19 protein-coding genes are annotated in these 21,903 nt (G+C 68.4%); 10 read left to right on the forward strand and 9 right to left on the reverse strand.

What is annotated here, in order from left to right; translation table 11 throughout:
• The first annotated feature begins 143 nt into the window (after window positions 1–143).
• The 4 genes from AB0H57_RS09005 to AB0H57_RS09020 all read left to right on the forward strand — a co-directional run bounded on the left by AB0H57_RS09005 (window position 144) and on the right by AB0H57_RS09020 (window position 5,521).
• Window positions 144–1,490 (forward strand): hypothetical protein, encoded by a 1,347-nt coding sequence (locus tag AB0H57_RS09005; protein WP_357504241.1) that lies wholly within the window; start codon window positions 144–146, stop codon window positions 1,488–1,490.
• Between the two features lie 428 nt (window positions 1,491–1,918).
• Window positions 1,919–2,266 (forward strand): VOC family protein, encoded by a 348-nt coding sequence (locus tag AB0H57_RS09010; protein WP_357504242.1) that lies wholly within the window; start codon window positions 1,919–1,921, stop codon window positions 2,264–2,266.
• 1,069 nt (window positions 2,267–3,335) lie between these two features.
• Window positions 3,336–3,638, forward strand: coding sequence for a DUF4193 domain-containing protein (locus tag AB0H57_RS09015; RefSeq protein ID WP_357504244.1), 303 nt, complete (start codon window positions 3,336–3,338; stop codon window positions 3,636–3,638).
• A gap of 422 nt (window positions 3,639–4,060) precedes the next feature.
• Complete coding sequence (locus AB0H57_RS09020; protein WP_357504246.1) at window positions 4,061–5,521, forward strand: SDR family NAD(P)-dependent oxidoreductase; 1,461 nt, start codon at window positions 4,061–4,063, stop codon at window positions 5,519–5,521.
• A gap of 300 nt (window positions 5,522–5,821) precedes the next feature.
• Here AB0H57_RS09020 and AB0H57_RS09025 read toward each other — a convergent pair whose 3' ends face one another.
• The 4 genes from AB0H57_RS09025 to AB0H57_RS09040 all read right to left on the reverse strand — a co-directional run bounded on the left by AB0H57_RS09025 (window position 5,822) and on the right by AB0H57_RS09040 (window position 10,388).
• Window positions 5,822–6,370 carry a hypothetical protein gene (locus AB0H57_RS09025; RefSeq protein ID WP_357504247.1) on the reverse strand — a complete coding sequence of 183 codons (549 nt, stop codon included), beginning with the start codon at window positions 6,368–6,370 and terminating at the stop codon, window positions 5,822–5,824.
• Between the two features lie 110 nt (window positions 6,371–6,480).
• Window positions 6,481–7,740 carry a hypothetical protein gene (locus tag AB0H57_RS09030; RefSeq protein ID WP_357504249.1) on the reverse strand — a complete coding sequence of 420 codons (1,260 nt, stop codon included), beginning with the start codon at window positions 7,738–7,740 and terminating at the stop codon, window positions 6,481–6,483.
• A 2-nt stretch (window positions 7,741–7,742) separates the two neighbouring features.
• Window positions 7,743–8,258 carry a SigE family RNA polymerase sigma factor gene (locus AB0H57_RS09035; protein WP_357504251.1) on the reverse strand — a complete coding sequence of 172 codons (516 nt, stop codon included), beginning with the start codon at window positions 8,256–8,258 and terminating at the stop codon, window positions 7,743–7,745.
• A gap of 666 nt (window positions 8,259–8,924) precedes the next feature.
• Complete coding sequence (locus tag AB0H57_RS09040; RefSeq protein WP_357504253.1) at window positions 8,925–10,388, reverse strand: M1 family metallopeptidase; 1,464 nt, start codon at window positions 10,386–10,388, stop codon at window positions 8,925–8,927.
• A gap of 484 nt (window positions 10,389–10,872) precedes the next feature.
• Here AB0H57_RS09040 and AB0H57_RS09045 point away from each other — a divergent pair, with 484 nt between their 5' ends.
• Together AB0H57_RS09045 and AB0H57_RS09050 are read left to right on the forward strand one after the other, a co-directional pair.
• Entirely contained in the window at window positions 10,873–11,829 is a 957-nt protein-coding gene (locus tag AB0H57_RS09045) for an endonuclease/exonuclease/phosphatase family protein (protein ID WP_357504255.1), read from the forward strand.
• Window positions 11,830–12,758: 929 nt separating this feature from the next.
• Window positions 12,759–12,923 carry a hypothetical protein gene (locus AB0H57_RS09050; protein ID WP_357504257.1) on the forward strand — a complete coding sequence of 55 codons (165 nt, stop codon included), beginning with the start codon at window positions 12,759–12,761 and terminating at the stop codon, window positions 12,921–12,923.
• Window positions 12,924–12,934: 11 nt separating this feature from the next.
• On the opposite strand, the gene AB0H57_RS09055 is transcribed toward AB0H57_RS09050, so the two are convergent.
• The 4 genes from AB0H57_RS09055 to AB0H57_RS09070 all read right to left on the reverse strand — a co-directional run bounded on the left by AB0H57_RS09055 (window position 12,935) and on the right by AB0H57_RS09070 (window position 16,300).
• On the reverse strand, window positions 12,935–14,377 hold the full coding sequence (locus AB0H57_RS09055; RefSeq protein WP_357504259.1) for a transposase: 1,443 nt from the start codon (window positions 14,375–14,377) through the stop codon (window positions 12,935–12,937).
• A 256-nt stretch (window positions 14,378–14,633) separates the two neighbouring features.
• On the reverse strand, window positions 14,634–15,368 hold the full coding sequence (locus tag AB0H57_RS09060) for a transposase family protein (protein ID WP_357504261.1): 735 nt from the start codon (window positions 15,366–15,368) through the stop codon (window positions 14,634–14,636).
• Window positions 15,369–15,498: 130 nt separating this feature from the next.
• Window positions 15,499–15,816, reverse strand: a complete 318-nt coding sequence (locus tag AB0H57_RS09065) for an MmcQ/YjbR family DNA-binding protein (RefSeq protein ID WP_357504263.1) — start codon at window positions 15,814–15,816, stop codon at window positions 15,499–15,501.
• Between the two features lie 163 nt (window positions 15,817–15,979).
• Window positions 15,980–16,300 (reverse strand): hypothetical protein, encoded by a 321-nt coding sequence (locus AB0H57_RS09070; protein ID WP_357504265.1) that lies wholly within the window; start codon window positions 16,298–16,300, stop codon window positions 15,980–15,982.
• 929 nt (window positions 16,301–17,229) lie between these two features.
• Between AB0H57_RS09070 and AB0H57_RS09075 the strand changes: the two genes are divergently transcribed.
• A complete protein-coding gene (locus AB0H57_RS09075) occupies window positions 17,230–18,213 on the forward strand; it encodes a hypothetical protein (RefSeq protein ID WP_357504267.1) in 984 nt (327 codons plus the stop codon).
• 506 nt (window positions 18,214–18,719) lie between these two features.
• Window positions 18,720–19,610, forward strand: coding sequence for a hypothetical protein (locus AB0H57_RS09080; RefSeq protein WP_357504269.1), 891 nt, complete (start codon window positions 18,720–18,722; stop codon window positions 19,608–19,610).
• A gap of 260 nt (window positions 19,611–19,870) precedes the next feature.
• On the opposite strand, the gene AB0H57_RS09085 is transcribed toward AB0H57_RS09080, so the two are convergent.
• Window positions 19,871–20,446: a TetR/AcrR family transcriptional regulator gene (locus AB0H57_RS09085; protein ID WP_357504271.1), complete on the reverse strand. Its 576-nt coding sequence runs from the start codon at window positions 20,444–20,446 to the stop codon at window positions 19,871–19,873.
• 106 nt (window positions 20,447–20,552) lie between these two features.
• On the opposite strand from AB0H57_RS09085, the gene AB0H57_RS09090 reads away from it, so the two are divergent.
• Window positions 20,553–20,930 carry a DUF4267 domain-containing protein gene (locus tag AB0H57_RS09090; RefSeq protein WP_357504273.1) on the forward strand — a complete coding sequence of 126 codons (378 nt, stop codon included), beginning with the start codon at window positions 20,553–20,555 and terminating at the stop codon, window positions 20,928–20,930.
• 30 nt (window positions 20,931–20,960) lie between these two features.
• Window positions 20,961–21,428: an SAM-dependent methyltransferase gene (locus tag AB0H57_RS09095; RefSeq protein WP_357504275.1), complete on the forward strand. Its 468-nt coding sequence runs from the start codon at window positions 20,961–20,963 to the stop codon at window positions 21,426–21,428.
• The last annotated feature ends 475 nt before the right edge of the window (window positions 21,429–21,903 follow it).

The raw sequence follows: 21,903 nt of genomic DNA on the forward strand, positions 1-21,903 counted from the left end.
GCGTGACCAGCTCGCATCCCCAAGCCGGCTCTTCGGAGAAGTCACTTCCCGGACCCGCCGCCACCCAGCTTAGAACGCCACTCCCAATGGTGTCTCGAAACAGAGGGGCGCCAGATGCGTGCGTATATGGCAGCATCCTCGGCGTGCCGCATCCCGATGAACCAGCGCTCGTCGTCTACGTCGCAGAGAACTCCTCCGGAGTCGCGCTCGCCGTCTACGATGCGACCGACCGGGTCGTGGCCCGTGCCGCGCTGCAGGCCGCGGCGGCGGAGATCTCCCTGATTCGCCACCCGGACGAGCCAGAGTGGAGCCTGCCAAACTGGTGCGAGGTGCTCGACGAGGATGGTGTACCCGTCCTGCACCTGGACATGAAAGACGAGATCCGGTACGCCGCCCTGATCGTCCGGATCATCCTCGACGCGTTGGCCGCCGCCGGGGTCGACGGAAAATTGGAACCCAAGCGGCAGCCGGAGGATCCGTTCGAATCCGACCCGAGGGCCGACCGGTTCACGGACATGGAACCGCTGTCCGAACTGGACGCGCGCGGGTTGCCACCCGGCTTCCCCGACAGTTTCCCGGTGCCGGAGGAGGCCACCCTCGTCCAGGCCGGGCGTTCCCGGGACGGTACGGGTGAACACGCGGCGTGGCGCAGGTCGACCGGCCCGTTCACCGGATACCTCGATCGGCTGCGCGCCTACGGCTGCACGTTCGGTGTCGTCCCCCGGCCGCTCACCGCCGACGGCACGGTCCGGTACACGCTGTGGCGGGACGGTGCCGGAGGAAGCGTGACGCTGTACCAGTCCGAGGCGCGGTCGACCCACTCGCCGCTGTACTGGTACGTCAGCGTCGTCTGGCAACCGCAGGCCGAGCCGCCGGCCTTCGTCGTGGAACCGGATGAGGCACCGGACACCCGTCCGGACCCGTCCGGGCCGGTCGCCGTCCGGGAGGTGGCAGAGTTCCTGCTGCCTCCCGAGCTCGTTCTCGGCTACGAGGCGGTGGCCGCCATCGCTACCGCCGGCCACGCACTCGAGCAACTGGTCAGCGCCCGGCCGGACCCGGCCGACCCGCGCCCGGCACCGGCCATGGTCGCGGCCCGGTTCGCGCCGGTCCTCGGCCGGCTCGACCCCGGGCAGCTGACCATGGTGCGGCACACCTGCCTGACGATGGTCGCCAACCTGGTGGCCGCCCGGCGACGTCCCCGCTCAGTCGGCCTGAACCTGGTCCCCGACGAGGACGGCCACCTCTACGCCGCGGATATCCGCGATCGCGCGCCGGGTGTGGTGGAGCCGAAGCTCATACCGGTCCTGGAAACCGGCCTGGTGCTGGTCAGGGGTGGGCCGATGGTGGCCGAGGCGCTCTCCGGTGTCCCCGGCAGCGCGGTACGACCCCCGGCGGACCGGTACGCGTGGCTTTTTGCCGGCCTGGAGCCGGAGCAGTTGACCGCGGCGCGGGACGCCTGCTGGCGGATCTTCGAGGATCGGCCCTCATGAGCGGGGCTGCGGACCGGCGTCCGGTTTGCTAGTTACGGCGTCCGTGGCGGCACTGCGCGAATTCGTCGACGACGACTATCAGCCGGAGTACGGGACACTGGTGCGCGACGCGTATGTCCCGAGTGCGGCGTTGGCCCCGGCGCGGTGCCAGACGTCGTGGAGACGCCGTACCTTTCCCGCGCGGTCAGGGGTTCACCGTTGCTGCCGTGGTGTCCGATGGTCCGGTCCAGGTCCCGTGCCCAGTCCGCGATCGCGGCGAACGTGACTGCGTCGGCCAGCACCACGCACACCGCCACTGCAAGGGCTAACCTGGGCGCGGGACCCGTCTGAAGGCGATCGGGTCGACCCCGTCAGGTTTCGCTGCCAGGTCCGGTCTGTCCTTCAGTGCCCGGCACCGGTCGGGCTCGACATCGACTGAGGAGACGGACATGGCGGTAGGAGTGTTTGCGGGCATCCCGGTGCGCGACTATGACAGCGCCGTGGAGTGGTACAAGCGGCTGCTCGGTGCTGAGCCGTCCTTCTATCCGAACGAGATCGAGGCGGTCTGGCAGTTGGCCGAGGATCGGTACGTGTACATCATCCAGGATCCGGACCGGGCCGGCGGAGCTGTCAGCATGATTTGGGTCGACGACCCAGTCGCCGAGGTTGCGAGGATCTCCGGACGGGGCCTGGAGCCGGTCGACGTTGAGAAGCACGACTCGGTCTGGAAGTACGTCTTCCACGACAGCGACGGCAACGAGACCGGAATCGGCGGAGAGGTCTCGACGACTGGATGATCATTGGCCCCGCGCTGCAGGCGAGGTGACCTCGGACCACTCGTCCCCCGTCCCCCCGTAGTTCAACCGAGCGCCAGTGATTGCCATCTCGCGTGCCGTTGACCCAACCGACGGGGAGCGGGGCGGCGTCACACGAGGCGCGCTCTCCAGCCCTGCCGCCCGCCACCGCCACCGGGCAGTGCCGGCGTCCGTGAACTCCTCCTCGGTTAAGATCTTCCCGGCGTGACGCAGTTCGCCGAGCTTCTGAAGCAGTCTGCGTCCGCCAGCTGGCGATGGTCGGCAGGAAGCCCACGAATCCAGGGAGATACCGATGCCAGAGCCTGAGCCCGTTCAAGACGCCCACGGCGAGGATGCCGACACGCCAACCACGGCCGAGACCGAGACCGACGAGCCTGCCGTTTACGCAAATCGGGCTGCCCGACGCGGGAAGGGCAAGGTCGCCTCGCCTCAACCGCATGGAAAGGGTCAGCGCCTCGACGGCCGGGGCTCGGTCCAGAGCCCGCGCCAGTGGGGTAACCGCCGAAGTGGCTGATCCGTTGCTGGAGCCTTCCGTCGGCACACGGCTCCGGGTGTCCGCGGCGATGGTGGCGGGAAGCAGCGCGCGAACAGCAGGGTCTTCGTACTTCGACGGCCTCGTCAACCGGGAAGATGATCATCACGGTCCGCGAAAAGCGGAAGTGCGGGGCTGATCCCGTCGAAGCACTCGTGCCATACCCCCGCGCACCCGTCTGTCCGCGTACGCGTTGGCCTCGACGCTTGCAGCGGGGTACGCAGGATGTCGATGCCCGTAGAGGCAAGAAGGTGGGCGGGCACGGGCGTCGCGGTCACGGATTGCCACATCGCGAGGGCGGCAGACGGCAACGGCCGGCCCTGGACATCGTCTCGCAGCGCCCTTCAGGACCGGCCAGGGCCGGGGAGCGCGAGCTACTCTCCACCTGGCCGATCACTGCCGACGGCGCCCCTCGCATCCAAGGGCGAGCCTGCCCTTCAACCGCTCTCTTGAGCGCCACGACATGACCCCCGCGGTCTACCCGTGACACCCATGAAACAAGCCGGAGAGGCCACCACGATGAGCAAGCCCGTCGATTACGACGCACCGCGCCGACCCGCTGTTGAGGCTGAAGACAACAGCCTGGAGGAACTCAAGGCGCGCGGCGTGGCGTCGCAGTCAGCGAGAGTCGACCTCGACGAGGCGGAAGCTGCCGAGAACTTCGAGTTGCCCGGCGCGGACCTGTCCGGCGAGGAACTGACCGTGGCTGTCGTGCCGATGCAGCCGGACGAGTTCCGATGCCCGCGCTGCTTTCTGGTGCACCACCGCAGTCAGTTCGCCGTGCAGCCCGACGGCCGCAAGCTCTGCCAGGAGTGCTCCTGACCTCAACTGTCAGGGCACCACTTCTCGCCACTCCGGGCGACCACCCAGCCACGCGTCGGCGAGGATCCGTGCCGACGCCCGACTCGGACAGGGTGCAGCTTCGACCGGCCGAGACGGGCGGCGCCTACACCCATCTGGTGCCGGTCGTTCAGAACGTGCTGATCCACCTGTGCAGGACGCCTGCACCTACGACGCGTCGAACGCACCCGTGGTAGCCCTTACCGACTGGGCTCCGTCCGGTAGTGATACCTAACGGCTTCTCTGACCTGAAATTGCACCCGCCCGAGGTTCACCTCGACGGTCTTCGGGCTGATGAACAGGCGCGGGATGCGGCGGAGGCCGTGCGGTGCGTACAGTTCCGGGTCGGACTTGGGGTGGGCCGGGTAGATCCGGCGCAGGGAACGGGACGAGACAGCGACAGCATGACGGCGGACAACATTGCGGGAACCGGTCAACATGGCATCGACCCGACCCGGCTGGAGACCTGTCTCAGCGTCTTTGAGGCGTTGGAGGACCTGCCTCCCGATCACCCCGACGTGGTGCGGGTGCAGCGGGCCACCGCGAAGCTCTACAAGGTGATCAAGCAGCGGCGACGCGAGGTACGGCGGGATGCCGTCGCGGCGGCCGACCGCGCGGTGACGGCGGCCACCGCCACCGGCGCCCCGGGCCGGATCGACGACGAGACCCAGGGCAACCCGCTCGCCTCCCCCACCGTGGGTGCCACGGCCGGCTTCCTGCACAATCCCCGCGGCTGCTACGTCTGCAAGCAGCGCTACCGCGAGGTGGACGCCTTCTACCATCAGCTCTGCCCGCCCTGCGCCGCGCTCAACCGGGAGCGCCGGAACGCCCGCACCGACCTGACCGGCCGGCGCGCGCTGCTCACCGGCGGCCGGGCGAAGATCGGCATGTACATCGCGCTGCGGCTGCTGCGCGACGGCGCGCACACCACGGTGACCACACGGTTTCCCCACGACGCGGTCCGCCGATTCGCCGCGATGCCCGACAGCGGGGACTGGCTCCACCGCCTGCGGGTCGTCGGCATCGACCTGCGGGACCCCGCCCAGGTGATTGCCCTCGCTGACTCGGTCAGCGGCCAGGGACCACTCGACATCCTGATCAACAACGCGGCGCAGACCGTCCGCCGCACGGCCGGGGCGTATGCGCAGCTCGTCGCCGCGGAAGCGGCGGCCCTGCCGGACGGTCCGCTGCCGGAGATGATCACGTTCGCCAAACCGGCCGGCCGGGGCGACCCGGCGGGCAGCCTGGTCGCCGCACCGAAGTCGCCCGCGATCACCCCGCAGGCGCTCACCGCGCTGGCGCTGACCAGCGGCTCCGCCTCGCCGGAACGGATCGCGGCAGCCAGCGCCATCGACGCCGGCGGTCTGGTGCCGGACCTCGACCCGGTCAACAGTTGGGTGCAGCGGGTGCACGAGGTGGACCCGGTCGAGCTGCTCGAAGTGCAGTTGTGCAACGTGACCGCACCGTTCGTGCTGGTCAGCCGGCTGCGACCGGCGATGGCCGCAGCGACCGCCCGCCGCAAGTACGTGGTGAACGTGTCGGCGATGGAGGGCCAGTTCGCCCGCGGCTACAAGGGGCCAGGGCACCCGCACACCAACATGGCCAAGGCCGCGCTGAACATGCTGACCCGGACCAGCGCACAGGAGATGCTGGCCGACGGCATCCTCATGACCAGCGTCGACACTGGCTGGATCACCGACGAGCGACCCCACCCGACGAAGATGCGGCTGGCGGACGCCGGCTTCCACGCCCCGCTGGACCTGGTCGACGGCGCGGCCCGGGTCTACGACCCGATCGTTCGCGGCGAACAGGGCGAAGACCTGTACGGCTGCTTCCTCAAGGACTACGCGCCCTGCGCCTGGTGATCGGCGCGTCCACCCCCGGCCGCCGGCCGCCCAGGCTCAGACTCAGGCCGACACGGTCAGCACCGGCGTCCCGTCCACCACAGGTCCAAGCCGCGGTGGCTCGATCGGCGTGGCGTTCAACGAGCTTGGGCTTCGCCCTCCGCGCAGGGCGCATGGGTGGGTCAACGAACAGCACCATTGTGCGGAATAACGCCGGAGAAGGTGTACGCGTCCGCTCCGACGCCCACGAGGACCGGCCGGGCAATATGACGGCCGTGATTCCGGTAACGCTTGGTTCGTTGGTTAGCTTCGCCGCTCCTCTCACGTCAACGGCGCGTACCGCTGCGCGCCGGTCACCCTGATCCGTCTGGACTGCTGGCGGTTCCACTCCACCCGCATACCGTTCTCGCGGAGCACTGGGAAGACGATCTCGTCCAGAATCCGATCGAGGTCGCCTGGTAGCGGGTTTGCTGTTCGGCCTCTACAGGGCTGCATAGGCAACCTCGTCGGAGTCCGCTGGCGGATAGACGCCGTAGCCGAGGTAGACCTCACCGTCCTCGCTCGCGAGCAGCGTTTCCGTGTCCTGTTGGTGGTACCAGAGGTACCCGTGCCAGTGCCGGGAGTCGTCCCGCTCGTCGTGGCTCTCGGCTGCCGCGCAGCCAAAGCCTTCTCGTACGCTGCCCTGAGGTCCTCGTCGGTGGCGCCGTGGCGCTGCTCGTCCTCCTCGGATAAGCCCACGAACTCGTCGGCGTCATCCTCGCCTCGCACGACCCAGTCCCAGATCTCGTTCTCGATCTCCCGACGACCCGGCCCCGCGATCCGCTCGGCCAGACCGTCTGTGCCGGCCCTCGACGACCACCGCCTGGTCACGGGAGGTCCGGGAGTCCGGCGTGCGGCTTCTACCGGGCGTACGGCGACATCCGTCGGCCGCGTTGAACCGCTGCGGTCCGGGGGCGGTGCGGGACCGCCCCCGGACCCGGTCACCGGCAGGTCCAGCGCACCGGCCGGACCTGGTCGTCGGACTCGAGCTTCCCGCCGAGCACCCGGCCGTCGTCGCTGAAACTGGTCACCGCGCCCTGCCGCTCGCCGCGCCAGCCGTCCGGCATGGGCAGTTTCACCGACCTCGTGTCGGTGATCACGCCGGGGACGTCATCGGAGACCCAACCGGCCATCCAGCCCCGACCGTTGCCGGTCCCGGACCAGAGGGCGCCCTTCAGTACGTCCGCCTGCCCGGTCCGCAGGTCGATCCGCACCGGGTACATGTACGCGCCGCTGCGGGGGATCACCTCGGTGTAGCGTTCGGCGAGGCCGGTTACCCAGCCACCGGCCAACGACAGGGACAGGAACTGGGAGGCCTTCCCGCCCGGCACCTGCGGCAACGGCAGCACCTCCGGCCGGGCGGCGCCCGGACGCCACACAACCGCGCGGGTGGACTGCTCCCGGTGCCCCTCGGACATTGTGCCCAGGATGGTGCCGTCTTCGTCGATGCCGATGGCCGTGCCCTCCCACTGCGGGCCGGGCAGTGGCAGGTCGACCGGTCGGCTCTGGTACGAGTCCCAGACCACCGGCAGTTGCTTGGCCCCCGGCTCCCAGGGGGCCCGCAGACTGCGATAGCCGACGATCCGGCCAGCGTCGTTGACGGCCATCGCCCCCCTGGGCGTCTCCCCGGGCAGGCCGATGACCTCGCCGTTGCGCACCACCCACGCCCGCAACTCCCTGCCGGCCCCTACCGACGAACCCACCGCCAGGCCTGCCCGGTTCACATCCGTCAACTTCTGCATCGAGCCCGGCAGCTCGACCTCCCGGACCCGATCCCCCTCCCAGATCAGCAGGCCGAAATCCATTCGGCTTTGCCCCTGCGGGGCCCGACGGCCGACCAGCCACCGGCCGTCCGGGTCACCGCCGGTGACTGCGGCCTGTGGATCGCCCGGCACGGGCAGCAGCTCGGCCCTGCACACCCCCTGCCACGGACCGTTCGGCCCCAGTTCCGGCAACGGCGTCGACGGGCTGGGGCTCGCGGCCGGCGCAGGCGCCGCCCGCCCGTCCCCGCCCAGTGCCGCCGGCAGCGCAGCCATCGCCAGCACGCCCAGGGCGGCCGCCCCGGCCGCCGCCACCCGACGGTTGCGCCGCCGCCGGCGGGCCTCCCGCATCGCCCCCGGCAGGTCGATTCGGGACGGGCCGGCCGGCTCGTCGTCCAGCCACCGCAGCCGGTCGGCGACGTGTTCGTCATCGGTCCTCATGCTCACCGCTCCTCTCCGGTCCGACCGGCCAGCTCGCGGTCCCCGAGCAGCCGTCGCATCGCCGCCAGACCGTGCGAGGTCTGGCTCTTCACCGTCCCGGGCGAGCAGCCCAGCGTCCGGGCCACCTCCTCGACCGGCAGGTCGTGCAGGAAACGCAGCACCAGCACCGCCCGCTGACGGGGCGGCACCTCGGCCAGGGCGTCGCGCAGCACGGTCTGCTCCTCGACGCCCCGGTCCTCGGTGAACCGCACGTCGGGCGGCCCGCCGAACAGGCGCACCCGCCACCAGCCGCGCCGCCGGGTGTCCAGGAAGTGCCGGACCAGCACCGTGCGGACGTACGCGTCAAGCTGCTCGACCTCAGCGATCCGCGCCCAGCGCTGGTAGAGCCGCGTGGCGGTCTCCTGCACCAGGTCGTCGGCCAGATCGCGGTCGCCGCAGAGTCCGTACGCGAGCCGTCGCAGCGCCGGCAGGCGCGCCGTGACGTACTCGACGTATTCCTGGTCCGATGCATCCGGCATCCGGCCACCTCCCTGGGGTTCACAGTTCCAGACGGCACCGCGCCGGAAAGGGTTGTACGCGATCATGAAACAGGGCCCGAGGATGGCCGGATGGAAGATCCCTGAGAGCCGTCGCCAGGTGGCGGAGTGCGTCGCGCAGTGAGACCTGCGGGTGGTGGGACCCCGTGCGGATGCGCGGACGTGACCGAGCGCTGTGAGCGCGGAGTTGGTGAGGTCGTCGTCCCGCGGAGTTGCGCTCGCGGCCGGGTCGGACACTGCTGCAACGCCACGACGTCGTCTCCGGCCGAAGACGAGCGCAGGTACCAACGCCAACGGCTGCGGGTTCACCGCCGGCGCCGGTTGGCCATCCACTGGCTACCGGACGCGTCCCGGTGCCCAGTGGTTGGGGGACGAACACTTCGATGTTCTCTGGGAGGTCGGGCCGGCCCGTTCGCCCGATCGGCTGAACCTGCCTCCTGGCGGGCAGGCCGACGCCCAAATGGACCGCCGGCTACGCGGCGCCGCCTCGCCCACGACTCAGGCGCTGCCGACGGTCATCGCATCCCGAGGCTCCCACATCGCTCCCCCACGCCAGCAGCTTCGACCTGCCCGCCCGGTCAGCCCTGCCTGTGAAGCACGGCCCGGCTGCGGCGGCACCAGCGCGATGACCGGGGCCGCCGCGACGGGTCAGAGCGCGCCGGACTTCGGGGTGGTCTTTGAGTCCAGCCAGGTGTTGATCAGCTTCGTGAAGTCCCGGCCGGTCTGCTTGTTGACGAACGCGATGAACGACGCGCGGTCCTGCTGGGTGTTGCGCTGCTCCTGCACCCAGGCGCGGGCGAGCGCGAAGAACTTCTTGTCGCCCAGCAGCTTGTGGATCTCGTGCAGCATCGCCTCCGGGCAGAGGTAGACGTTTCCCTCGGCGAAGTTCTTCGGGTTGGGCCGCCCGGGCGGCCCGAGCTTCTTGCGCGACGCGGCGTCGGCCTGCCGCAGGTGCCGGTCGAGGCTGGCGTCGCTGAGCCTGCGGGTCTCCTTGGTGTGCAGGTCCTGCGCGTACTGCGCCCAGCCCTCGTTGAGCCACAGGTCGGTCCAGGTGGTCGGGGTGACGGAGTCGCCGAACCAGTGGTGCGCGTACTCGTGCAGCAGGTCACTGCCCCAGCGGTCCCGGCGGGCGTTGGTGTTCTCGATCTTGCGACCCATGGTGATCATCTGCTGGGTCTCCATGCCGGACGCGGAGTCCACCACCACGATCCCGCCGCTCGGGAAGGGGTACGGCCCGAACTTGTTCTCCAGCCACGTCAGGTACTGAGGGGACTTCTTCAGGTAGGGCAGCAGCTTGTCGTCGGCACCCTTGCGATACCAGTAGGTCAGCGGGATCCCACGCGGCCCCTTCGCGGTCAGCTTCTCGAACTTTCCTACGGCAAGCGTGGTCAGGTACGAGGCCACCGGATCGGCACTGCGGTAGCTGAAGGTGTTGCCCGACCGCTTGCCCGGGGTTCCGCTGGCGACGGCGGACCAGCCGGCCGGCACGGTGACAGTCATGTCGTAGAGCGCCTCGTCCGAAGGCTGGTCGTTGACCGGGTACCAGGTGAACGCACCGAACGGCTCCTGCATGGTCCAGAGGCCTCCCTCCTTGGTAACGGTCAGCCCAAGCGCCTCGGTGTCCTTGCGATGCGAGGGCATCGGGGTGGTCTTCGGGGCACCGTGGTACTTCACCACGAGCGTCACCGGCTTGTCCGCGACCACCGGCGCCGCCACGGTCAGCTTCTCCTTCGCGACCCTCCCGGTCACCGTGGCGCCGTCCAGCGTCACCCCGTCAACCTGGTAGGGCATGAAGTCGAGGACGAGGTTCTGGGCGTCCTTCGTCGGCCGAATCCGCAGGGTGGCGGTACCGGTCAAGGTCTTCGTCGATGGGGTCCAAGCCAGCTTCAGCCCGTAGTGCAGCACGTCCAGGGCGTCAGTGCCGCGGGCCGGGTAGACCGGATCGCGCACCGGGGCCGACCGGCCCGCCTGCCAGACGGTGTAGTCCACCGCGGGCGCGGAGGGGCTCGGCGGCGGCGACGCGGCCTGCGCCGACGGCTCGACCGGGCCGCCGGTGCAGCCAGCCACCAGCACGGGTGGGAGGAGCAGGGTCAGGAGTACGGGGTGACGCATCAGCGCACCGTACGGCAGAGACCGTGGGCCGTGGGGGCTGCCGGTGATCACACCCACCCGCGTTGTATCAGTCGTCGTACACGGTCATTCTTGGTGAGCCGCGGCCTCGGTCGGTGACGATCATCGGCGAGACATCGCACCCATGATCTCGGCCTGGTGTCGTGTCGAAGAAGTCTGGCTACGGATCGTGTACCGCAACATCGAGGATGAGGCGAGCCTCGACTTTGTGGAGGAGCGGCCGGGCCGTCCAACAGAGGTGGTCGCCTCGGTCGAGGGTCACGGGTGCCCGAACGGGTGGTACCCGGGACAGACGCCGCGACACTACCGTTCGGGAGGTCATGGATCCCTCAACGGAGAGGCCCAGGCCTTGAACGCTCGCCTACATCGACTGGCCAGACTGGCCACCGTCGCGGCTCTGGTCGCGGCCTCCCTGGGACTGGCGGCTCCGCCGGCGGCCGCACAGGCGGGGCCCAAGATCACCGTGATGACCCGCAACGTCTACCTCGGCGGCGACCTTACCCCGTCGATGACCGCGCCGAACCTGCCGGCGTTCCTGGCCGCGAACGCGGCCCTGCTCAGCCACGTGGATCTGGTCGACTTCCCCGCGAGGGCGAAGCTGATCGCGCAGGAAATCCGCGAGCACAAGCCCGACGTCGTCGGCCTGCAGGAGGTGGCGCTCTGGCGCACCGGGCCGTTCCTCGACCCGACGCCGGCCACCACGGTCCGGTACGACTACCTCGCCCTGCTGATGCGGGAGTTGGGTACCTCCGGCCATCCCTACGACGTGACGGTGGTGCAGGAGCAGGCAGACCTGGAAGCCCCGGCAGGGGCACCGCACAACGTGGACACCCGGCTCACCATGCGCGATGTCATTCTGGTCCGGCACGGCGGCCGGGTGAAGGTGACCGGAACGTCGTCGGACAACTTCGTCGAGAACATGAAGATCGAACTTCCGGCCCCCCTCGGCACCGTGACGAGCACCCGGGGTTGGACGGCGGTGGACGTGGTCCACGGCCGACAGACCTTCCGGGTGGTGAACACCCACCTGGAGGCGTTCCACCCCGTGGTGCGGGTGCGGCAGGCTGAGGAGCTGCTGGCCGGCCCGCTGAAGCACCCCGGGCGCATCATTCTCGTCGGAGACCTCAACACCGGGCCGGAACTGCCCGTGCCGGCCAACCGGGCGGCGTACCTCACCCTTACGGCCGGCGGCATGGTCGACACCTGGCCGGTCCTGCATCCCGGCGAGCCGGGATACACCTCCGGCCTCGGTGACGATCTGACCCAGCCGGCCGGCGACGTCGAGCACCGGATCGACATGGTGATGGTTCGTGGCCCCGTCGTCCCGGTGGCGAGTGAGGTCTTCGGCACCGAGCGGCGGACACCCGACGGCCGCTGGCCGTCCGACCACCTCGGGTACGTCGCAACGGTCGCGCTGCCGTAATCGCCGTAGCGCGCCGCGCAGCCAAGTGGCTTGAGCTTCCCCCGGTTTCCCGGACTTCCGGAAACCGGGGGAAGCTCAATCGGACGCCGTCTGACGTACGAGCCGTCATCAGCCACGCGCTGGCGCACGGTGGACAGCCGGAGAGGCGCGGTGGAACGTTCGTGCGGTCTGAGCATGCGACCGGGTTCACCTTGCCCGATCTCCTCTTGACCGATCGGCTACCTACGCCCGACAGCGCCGATCCCACGGTCCGAGTGATCCGCCTACGAGCTTCGTCATCGAGCATGACGGTTATCCGCACATCGGCCAAAGCCGCGAGCGCTGGCTATGTCCCGGAGGCCATGTGCGCGGCCAGGCCGTCGGGGTGGCGGAGAGCAGGCCGGTGAAGCCGTCGGCGGTGACGTTGCGGGCACGATCGTGGCCGAGCTGCTCCAGCCGTGACCGACCTCGCGTCGCGGGCTGTTGTACGGCATGCCGCCATCGCGGACAGAGTTGTTGCTGTACAGCCACATCTTGCCGCCGGTGTCGGTGACGAGTAGGTCGGTGCAGCCGTCGCCGGTGGCGTCGGCGGTCAGGAGGCGGGTGTAGCTGGGCAGGCCGCTGACGATCTGGCGGGGGCGCTGCTGTACGGCATGCCGCCGTCACGGACGAAGTTGTTGCTGTGTGAGGCCGGGCCGACGCAGCCGGTCTATCTACCGCACGATCACCCATCGCGGCCGCAAGAACGAACGACGCAGCTTCGCCGAGACCGACTACATCGCCCCTGCTCGACGCGCGCACCAGCAGCTCCGCAGGTCCGATCGTGCTGGTCCGGGACAACCTCAACACCCGCATCAGCGCCACGATGCGGCAGATGATCAACGCCGGGACTGGCCACACGTGATCCGACTGCCGGCCTACGTCCCCGGCCTCAACCCCACTGAACAGGTGTGGCTCACACCTCAAAACGAAGCGTCGGCAACCTCGCCGTCCGCGGCGTCGATCATCTCCAGGCGATCATCAAGAACCGACTCAAGCGCACCCAGTACCGGGCCGACCTGCTCACCAACTTCCTCGCCCACACCGGCCTGACCCTGCAAGCCAACTCAACCTAGTGCGGTGTCCACTAACGTTCACCGGGTTCCGATGCACTGTTGTGGATCCTCGCCGTGATGGCGAGCGACTCCTCACCGCCGGTTGGTGGTGGGGCGGGCCTCCGCGGGCCAACTGGTCCTCTCGCCGTCTGTGGTGGGCGGCGGGGATCACGCCGGGACTGGCCGGCACCGGGCAGGTGCCGTCCGGCTCGACGGTGCGTGACCACCTTCGGCAGCGCAACGGCTGTGGAGGTGGTGGGTCCGCCGCCCGGGGTGCGGGTGGCGATGATGGCGGCCGCGATCAGGTCGCGGTGCCCGGAGAACGCGCAGTGCGGGCAGGACAGGGTCCGGCCACGAGGTTTCGGCACCCGTCGTAGGCAGGTGGGGCAGGTGGACGAGGTGCCGCGTTCGTTGACGAGGTCGACGGTGATGCCGGCCTGGACAGCTTTGTCGGTGAGTATCTGCATCAGGCGGCCGATCTGCCATTGCCGCAACCGCAGGTTGTGCCGCCGCCCTGCGTCGGTGTCCAACACACCGCGCGGGTCACCTACCCTGAGTACCCCGACTCGCTGCTCCACGGCCCAGGACACGACGGTGCGGGCGGCTTCGTGCTGGGCCTGCCGGACCCGGCGCCGATGCCGGCCCTGCACCAGCCGCGCCCGCCGGCGGTATTTCCGCCACCGCCTCGATCCGACCTGGCCTGGCTTCGGCGCCCGCCGGGCCACGGCGCGGCTGCGGGTTTTGTTGTCGGCCAGGTGCATGCGATGCTCGGCGCGGATCGCCCGCCCCGACACCAACAACCCCGCACCGTCCGGGCCAGCCACCGCATACGGGTGGATGATCCCCAGGTCAACCCCGGCCACCCGGCCCGGGTCCGGTCCCTCACCCGGCGGATACACCGCCACCGGCACCTCGGCCGTCACGTCGAGGAACAGGCGGCCACCCTCGCACAGCAAGGTGACCGAGCGAACCTGCTCGGCCGGATACGGCACCTCCCGCGCCAACCTGACCCACAACGGCGGCACGCCCCTCGCCACCGGGACACGCACCCGCAGCCCGTCGAGGGTGAAGGTGCCGTGATGCCAGCGCACCGGCATCAACGCCCGCCGACGACGCGGGAACCGCACCGTCAGGTCACCGTCCTTGCGGGCCTTCACCGCCGCGAACCACGCATCGGAGAACCGGCGCAACACCGACCGAGCACCCACCGAATCCAGCTCACCGAACGTGCCCGGCCCCGACCGGGCCAGCTCCCGGCACAACTCCTGATAACCAGCCAGCGGCGCGTCCTGGCGGCGGCGGCGCCACCCGTTGATCTCCAGGACACACGCCCACACGTCACCGGCCGAACGCAGCAACCCGAAACACCGCCGCCGCTGCCCAACCGTCACCCGCACAGCAACACGAGCCGTGCGATACACCACCCTGGGCGCGGCGGGATCCCGACAACGAGGCACGACCACACCCAACCCCACGGATACGACAATTTCCGGCAGCGACCAACCCGGCGAACGCTAACGGACACCGCACTAGCCATTCAAGATCTGTAGCCGGCCGGCGACCGGCTGCCGATAGCTGAACGATGCGCTTCCTCAGGCAGCCCATTGTCCGAGGTGAAGGGCACCCGGAAGCGAACTCACCAAAGGCATGCGGGACCGACGAATCGGGTCCATTGAGCCGTTTTCATCCTGAGTAGCGGCTGGTCTCGACGCGGGTCAAGACGAGGATGGCCTACACGATCGCGGTCGCACGGCGGGGACAGCAGCGCAGCTTGGCCAGGATTTTCCAGGTCTTTAACGTGGCGATGGCCCGCTCGCCACGGGCGCGGATCCGGGCGTGTGTACGGTTGACGACCTTCTGCCGGCGGGACAACGTCGGCCGGTACCTGCGGCGCTTGAACGGCGTGCGCACACTCCCGCCGGCTGCCTGATAGCCCTTGTCTGCGAAGGTCATCACGTCCGCGCTGGCCAGCGCGTCGACGATGCCGTGAACGCGGGCGGCGCTGAGGTCGTGGATGGCGCCGGGCAGCGCGGCTGACGCCCAGATGAGCCGACCCGCCGCATCCGCAATGACCTGCACGTTCACTCCGTGCCGTTTATGTTTCCCGGAGTAGTAGGGCTTCTGGTCGGCGACCCGGTCGATCGGGATCAGGGTGCCGTCGAGGATCGCGTACGCCAGCTTGCGGATCCGCTGCATGGCGGTGGCCAGGTCGTCGGCGGCTGCGGCGAGCAGGTCGACGGCTTCGCGGACGTAGCGCCAGGCGGTAGCGACGCCGATGCCGAACCCGGCGGCGAGTCGGGCGTAGGTGTCGCCGTTGCGCAGATGAGCGAGGGTGAGCAGGGCTTGGCGGCCGGGGTCCAGGCGGCGCCACCGGGATCGACGCTGCTGGCGGTGGATGCGGACGCGCTCGGCGAGGTGGTTCAGGGTCCGGCTGGACAGCGGGATCGTGGCGGGGTAAGACAGCACGGCGAGGCTCCCGGTCGGGGCATCGGATCTTGGTCGACTGCTGTCTTACCTGGAGCCTCGCCCTCATCGATCCCCGGGCTCCCGGCACCCACCGTGACCTGCACGATCACGATGAGAAACGGCTCAAGGATCAGCGGCCTCCGTCGCGCTCGGCGATCAGGCGCTTCGGCGCCTGGTGACGCCATGCCTTCTCGACCAGGCTCCTGATGCGGTCCTCGGAGACATTACCGAGCTGAACCTGCAGTCCGAGGAAACTTCTCCTCACGTCCTGACGTCGGACAGCCTCGTAGGTGGCGGGGTCGGCCGCCGCCGCGTCGTTCGCCTCCTGCTCGCTGACGCAGAACACGGCCGTTGTCTCGCCTTTCCGCATGCCGAGGAAGGTCCGGTCCCGAACTTTCCAGACGGGGACGTGGAACCGGAAGTGGCTGGTCTCTTCGACCTCAGGCAACGCCGTGGCCCAACGCCGGAGCGTCGGTGGTAGTCACGCATGCACCATACCCACGTGCTGACCTGGAGCTTCGCCCTCATCGGTCTCCGGCAACCCGCACCCCGCCGCGACCAGCATGATCACGATGAAAATGGCTCATTGTATGAGCAGTCTCAATGCCCTACTACAGCACCACCAGCGGCGTGGCCTGTTCCGTCCAGGTCGCGACGGCCTCCTGGGGGACCCGGCGGCACTGCAGTCTCAGCGCGCCGTCGTTGGTGTTGTAGATGATGTCGTACGTTGCCAGCCCACCGTTCGAGGAAGCGAATACTTGTAGCAGCGATTCCCAGAAGCCCGGAGCGTACTCACGCGCGAGCCGGCAATCTGCTGAGGGCGTCTGCGGGTTCACCCGGAGGGTTCCGGCAAGGCGATAGGTCCCCGTCGGAATCGCCGGATGCGCCATGGCTTTCGCTTCGCCGGGCGGGAGACCCGGCTCCGGAACCACCGGAATAGTGACGCTGCGTTCGAAGTAGTAGGCCGCAGTTCCTTGTCCGGCAGGTCCCTGCGGTCCCGCCGGCCCCCGTTCCCCGTCGGCGCCCGCCAGACCGGCAGGACCTTGGGGTCCAGCAGGACCCTGCGCTCCGGCAGGACCCTGCGCTCCGGCAGGACCCTGCGCTCCGGCAGGACCCTGCGCTCCGGCAGGACCTTGGGGTCCGGCAGGACCTTGCGCTCCGGCAGGACCTTGAAGCTGCCAGCTGATCGGGGTCTCGCTTGGGCGGCAGGACCCGTCGGATTGCAGGACCCTCAACAGACCGGACGCGGAAACACAGCCGTTGATCTCCGAGGGCGCCTTGTCGCTGGCGGCGGCGGCGCCGGTGACGACAAGCAGGATGGTCGTGGCGAGAGCGCTCACGGCGAGCGTGCGCGCACGTTTGCTAGCCAGCATTGGAGGTGGCATACGTGTCCCTTTCGCGGGCAATTAGGCAGGGAAATGTTGCACTCAGACCATTCTCGTGATCAATCGGGCATGCCGGATCGACCATTTAGCCTGAGGTCGATCCCAACCAGGCACGGATTCACATCTGCTCGTGAGACCATGCGATCCTCGTCGCCGATACCGGCAGCCGGGATTCGGCTAAGAGGTCGCGCGGAATGGTGGTGTTCATCGGCGACGTTTGGGGCGGGCTATCCCACCGGTAGAGGATCCATTCGCGTCGGATCAGGCTACGGACGGTGACGAACGCGTCGGCGGGTCGAAGTACGCGTCGATGACCTTCTCTGTTCGTCGTAGCAGGACACGTCCGTCGTCGAGTTCCCGATCCGGCCGCGCCTGTGCTGGCTGCTCCGGTTGGGCGCCCCTAGTGGGTGGCATGGGGGGAAGGTCGGGGAGCTCCTCCGGATGCCCGGGGCCTGGCCACGGGCCAGGATGAGGGCGTGACCCTGTTTGCGTCCACAGCCTCCGATGACCCGCCCCGGACCGTCGGTAGGTCCGGAGCCCGTCTCGATGTCCGGTCCGGACCGCTGCGGACCCAAGTGCATCGGCTCTGGGCGCATCGACTGGTCCGGGACGAGGGCGGCGCGGACCGGTTCAGGCTGTTTCTCGTCGCCGCGGTGCTCACCATCCTGGTGACCCGGGCGTTCCTGCACATGACCGGCTATCCGCAGGTAGGCGGCGGAGGGCTGCACATCGCGCACGTGCTGTGGGGCGGCCTCGGGATGCTCGCCGCCCACCTGATGTCCATACTGTTCCTCGGCATCGCGGTGAGAAACGCCGCCGCTGTCGTGGCCGGAGCCGGCTTCGGCTTGTTCATCGACGAGGTCGGCAAGTTCCTCACCGCCGACAACAACTACTTCTATGAACCCGCCGCCGCCATCATCTACGCCATTTTCGTCGCGACCTACGCCGTAGTAAGGCTCGGCGTCAATCGCCGGCCCCTGAGCGAACGGGAGCGACTCGTCAACGCGGCGCAGCGGACGGCAGATGGCCACGCCGGCTCGCCGACGGGCGGTGAATGGCCGACGCGCATCCGTGAGCAATGGCGGGCGGTGCTTGCCGACTTCTGCCAACGGCCGTTGCTTCGCCGCTGGACCGCACCAGCGATCGCGTTGTTCACCCTCTTCTCGCTGGGCCGCCCGCTCGTGCTGCTGTCCCGGGATCCGAACCTGCCCAACGTCATCTATGCGACGTTCGCATCCACCGCGTTCGTGCTCGCGGTCCTCGGGCTGTGGCGCTCGACCCGTGGCCGGTCAGCAACCAACCTGTTCGAGGTTGCTCTGATGATTGAGCTGCTGGTGGTGCAGGTCTTCTGGCTCCTGGACAGCGAGTTCGCCGGAATCCTGCCAGTCGCCTGGACCGTGGCCCTGCTGACCGTAAACCGACGACACGCCGCCCCTGCGATGCCCGATCGCGCTACGTAATCAGTAGAGGGTGGCAGCCTTGAAGGTCGTGCGGAATGATGGGGTCCCGGCGCGTCTGAATGATCGGAGTCAGGCTGACCCGCCGACGCACGCGGCCGGCGCCCGGATCGGCCCGGCCACCGCGGCGCCGCAGGCGCCCAGTTCGGCCACGATCGGCCGGATCGTGGCTGATATCGACGCCGGACATGCCGACGCGCGGGTCGGGGCCCCGACTCACCGGCCACCGGCACCGCCAATCATCCGCACCCTGCAACGCATCGCCGCTGACCGCAGCCGGATCCTGCCCCTACCCACGGCCTTCCCTCTGCCGACCGGATCATGATCAAACGACCTTGCACAATCGGCGTGGGCCCAGGCCTTGTCGTCGGCAGTTTGCTGCAATGGACACTCGCGTCAGCTACTAAGCAGCATGCGAAGCGCGCCTCGCTACGATTGCAATCAACATAGACAATTTGACGCCAACTGATACGCTGCCCTCGTTTTACAACTAGAGGAGAGACACCGGAGTGAAGAAACCATCAAGCGTCGCGTCCGTGCTCGCACTCTCAATCGGAATCGCTATTTCCCCGGCAGCGACTGCCTACGCTGCCACGGACAGGAGCGGAGCGGAACGGCTGAACATCCCGAACAGCAGTGCGTGCAAGGCGGGTCGTACGGTCATGCAAGGCATGGTGGCAGGGCCAGGCGGCCACCTGTACATCGTTTTCACAAAGGCAGCCGGCGCGGAGCCTGTCCTGTCCAGGTGGTTGCGCGACGGCTCAACCTGGGACGGCGCCAGCTGGGTCTGCGCTGGGGCGCCAACCTCCATACCCACACTCGGCCACGGTAACGACCTCGCCTACAATTCAAACTATCTGGGCCAGGGCCCGGCCTTGATTGCCACCCAAGGGAGCCAATCCGCGTTTCTCAGCGACAAGGTGACAATCGTGCGCCTGAACGCCGACGGATCTTTTGGCACAACCGAGGAAGTGCGTCTACCGATAGGCAACATCAGTGGCCTCTGCTACAGCGCGACGGCTGCCGGCGGAGCCGGCAAATATGCTGCCCGACGGTTGGGTAGCCTGTGGACCCATCCCGGCGCCGGTGCGCTTACGAGTGGATGGACGCTGGTGAAGAGCAACCTGACGAGTCACGATAATCGTTCCGACCAGGGCATTGACTGCTCTGAGAACTATATCTGGAACACCAAGTCAATCAACACCTCAACGCCCGCTACCGGGTGGAACTGGGTGTACCAGTACAATTGGTCTGGAGGCGATGTGGAGAGCGACATCGGAATCCCGGGGAACAACGGAACCGACGAGATCGAAGATGTTACCCACGTGGGGAGCGAATTCTTCGTCGGCATCAACCGAAACGACGGGCTAGCCGACTCCGTGAAAGTGTTCATCGAATAGACTTGAGCAACTTTAATGCTGCTGACACATTTGTGGCAATTGGTTAGCTTTGTCAGTTTAGCCGAGAAGGTGTCTCCAGGGCGCGCAAACTGACAACGATGGTCTCCTGGCTGGTCCGCGACGGTGCGTTTGCGCGCATCGTCTCCGACGGGGAGGCCACTGTCCTGCTCGGACTGATCTAGTCCCGGCGCGGCCCGCGTACCAGGCCCTGGGTTCAATCGCTCGGCTCAGATCGTCGCCGGTTCTATGGGTGATCGACTTCATCGGGTGTCGGCGATCTGGGTGATAAGGAAGTCGAGTCGTTCCTCCTGTCCGTCCGGGGGGATGCGACCGCTTGCCGACAGCACGGCGATGCCGTGCAACGCGCTCCAGAGGACTTCGGCGAATAGTTCGCGTCGCTTGTTGTCTGGGTGGAAGCAGCTGACGAATTCGTCGAAGGAAGCCCGCAGCGGAGGTGGCGTCTCGGCGCTCGCGAACTTCAGGTCGGTGGGCAGGATGAACATGGCCTGGTACAAGGCAGGGCGCTCGGTCGCGAACTCAAGGTAGGCGCGGCACACGGCGCGCAGGCCCTGCCCGGGCTCGGGGGCGGCCTGCCGTGCGCGGCGCAGGTGGGCGGCGAGTTCACTGAATCCGTCCAGGGCGACGGCGCTGACAATGGCGTCCTTGCCATTGAAATGGCTGTACAGCACCGGCTGGCTGTACTCCACCCGTTCAGCCAGCCGTCGTGTCGTGACCGCCTCCCAGCCTTCGGTCTCCGCGAGGTCGCGTGCGGCCGTGATGATCAGCTGATGACGGTGGGCACGTTCCCGTTCACGACGCTCGCTGATGGCAGACATGACCACATCCTAGCAGCGCTAGACATCCTGTCAGAGGCAAACTATCGTCGCTATCGCAACTAGCGCCGCTACGCCACTACCGCTGTCACCGAGAGGGAAGCCGCCCATGCTCACCACCGTCGCCAACGTGCTCGCCGGACTGATCGGCGCAGGCATCATCTTCATCGGCGCGCGCGCCTTCTGGGCGCCGCAGGCCGCAGTCGGCTTCGGCATCCCCGGCACGCCGGCCGAGGACCGCACCTTCCAGGCCTGGCTGACCGTCAAGGCCGTGCGTGACATGGCCTCGGGGCTCTTCATCTTTATCCTGCTGGCCGGAGCGACACCCCACCTGCTGGGCTGGTTCATGCTGGCCGCCGCCGGCATACCCGTCGGCGACGCACTGATCGTGTTGCGCAGCAACGGGCCCAAGGCGGCCGCGTACGGCATCCACGGGGCCACCGCCGTGGTGATGCTGGCGATCGGCGTGCTCTTGCTCGCCGCGTAACCGCCTGCAGCGGGAATCTAGCCTCTAGTCATGCTCAGCTTCGAGATCACCCCGATAGGTACGGTCCGGAATGACAGGACGGATGTCCAGCACACCGACAACTGGGGTGCCGTCCGCAGCACGCTCACCGTCGACGAGCGCTTCGGCGAGGCGTGCCTCCAGGGCTTGGAGAGCTTCTCCCACGTGGAAGTCCTCTTCATCTTCGACCAGTTCCCGGAACACGGCGACTACCGCGTACCCCGCCCCTACCGCGGCCGCTCCGACCTCCCGCCCGTTGGCGTATTCGCCGGCCGCGGCCCCCGCAGACCAAACCGCATCGGAGTAACGTGCTGCGCCATCGAATCCGTCCACGGCCGCGAACTGACGGTGGTGGGCCTCGACGCGGTCTCGGGCACCCCCGTCATCGACCTGAAGCCGACGATGGCGGAGTTCCTCCCGGTGAACGTCAAGCAGCCGGGATGGGTCAGCCGCCTGATGTCGGAGTACTTCCAGCCGTAAGCGCGGATTTGGGGCGAAGCTCAACGCTGTGTTGGGTAGGGGCAGCCGTCCGGCAGGCCGGAGTCCCAGACGACGGCCAGCACCTGGATGAGCGACGTGCTGCGCTGGACCAGGTCCTGCAGATCGTCTTCCCGCATCGTTCCCCCTGGTGGCCACCGCGTGGATTCCTGGTCAATCGAACAACCGACCTACGAGGGCACCGCGGCCACAATCGACCGTATCGACGCATGCTCGCCGACGTGGTCCGGCACGAACAGACACGGGAACCTGCCGAGACACCAGTGGAGCGCGAAGTCACCAACACGCAGCGCCCGAGATGACCGGCAAACCAGCAGGCGGGACTGTCGACGGAGACGCGGTCGGCGTCGGCGTCACCCGTTGTACATGGCGGCCGGCGGTGATCCTGCTCAGGTCGAGCAGGCGAAGAGCAACGTGAAGTCGGCGCTGGTCGGCTACGCGCTTGCGGTGTTGGCGC

Source organism: Micromonospora sp. NPDC050686 (assembly GCF_040654475.1).
Classification (GTDB): Bacteria; Actinomycetota; Actinomycetes; order Mycobacteriales; family Micromonosporaceae; genus Micromonospora.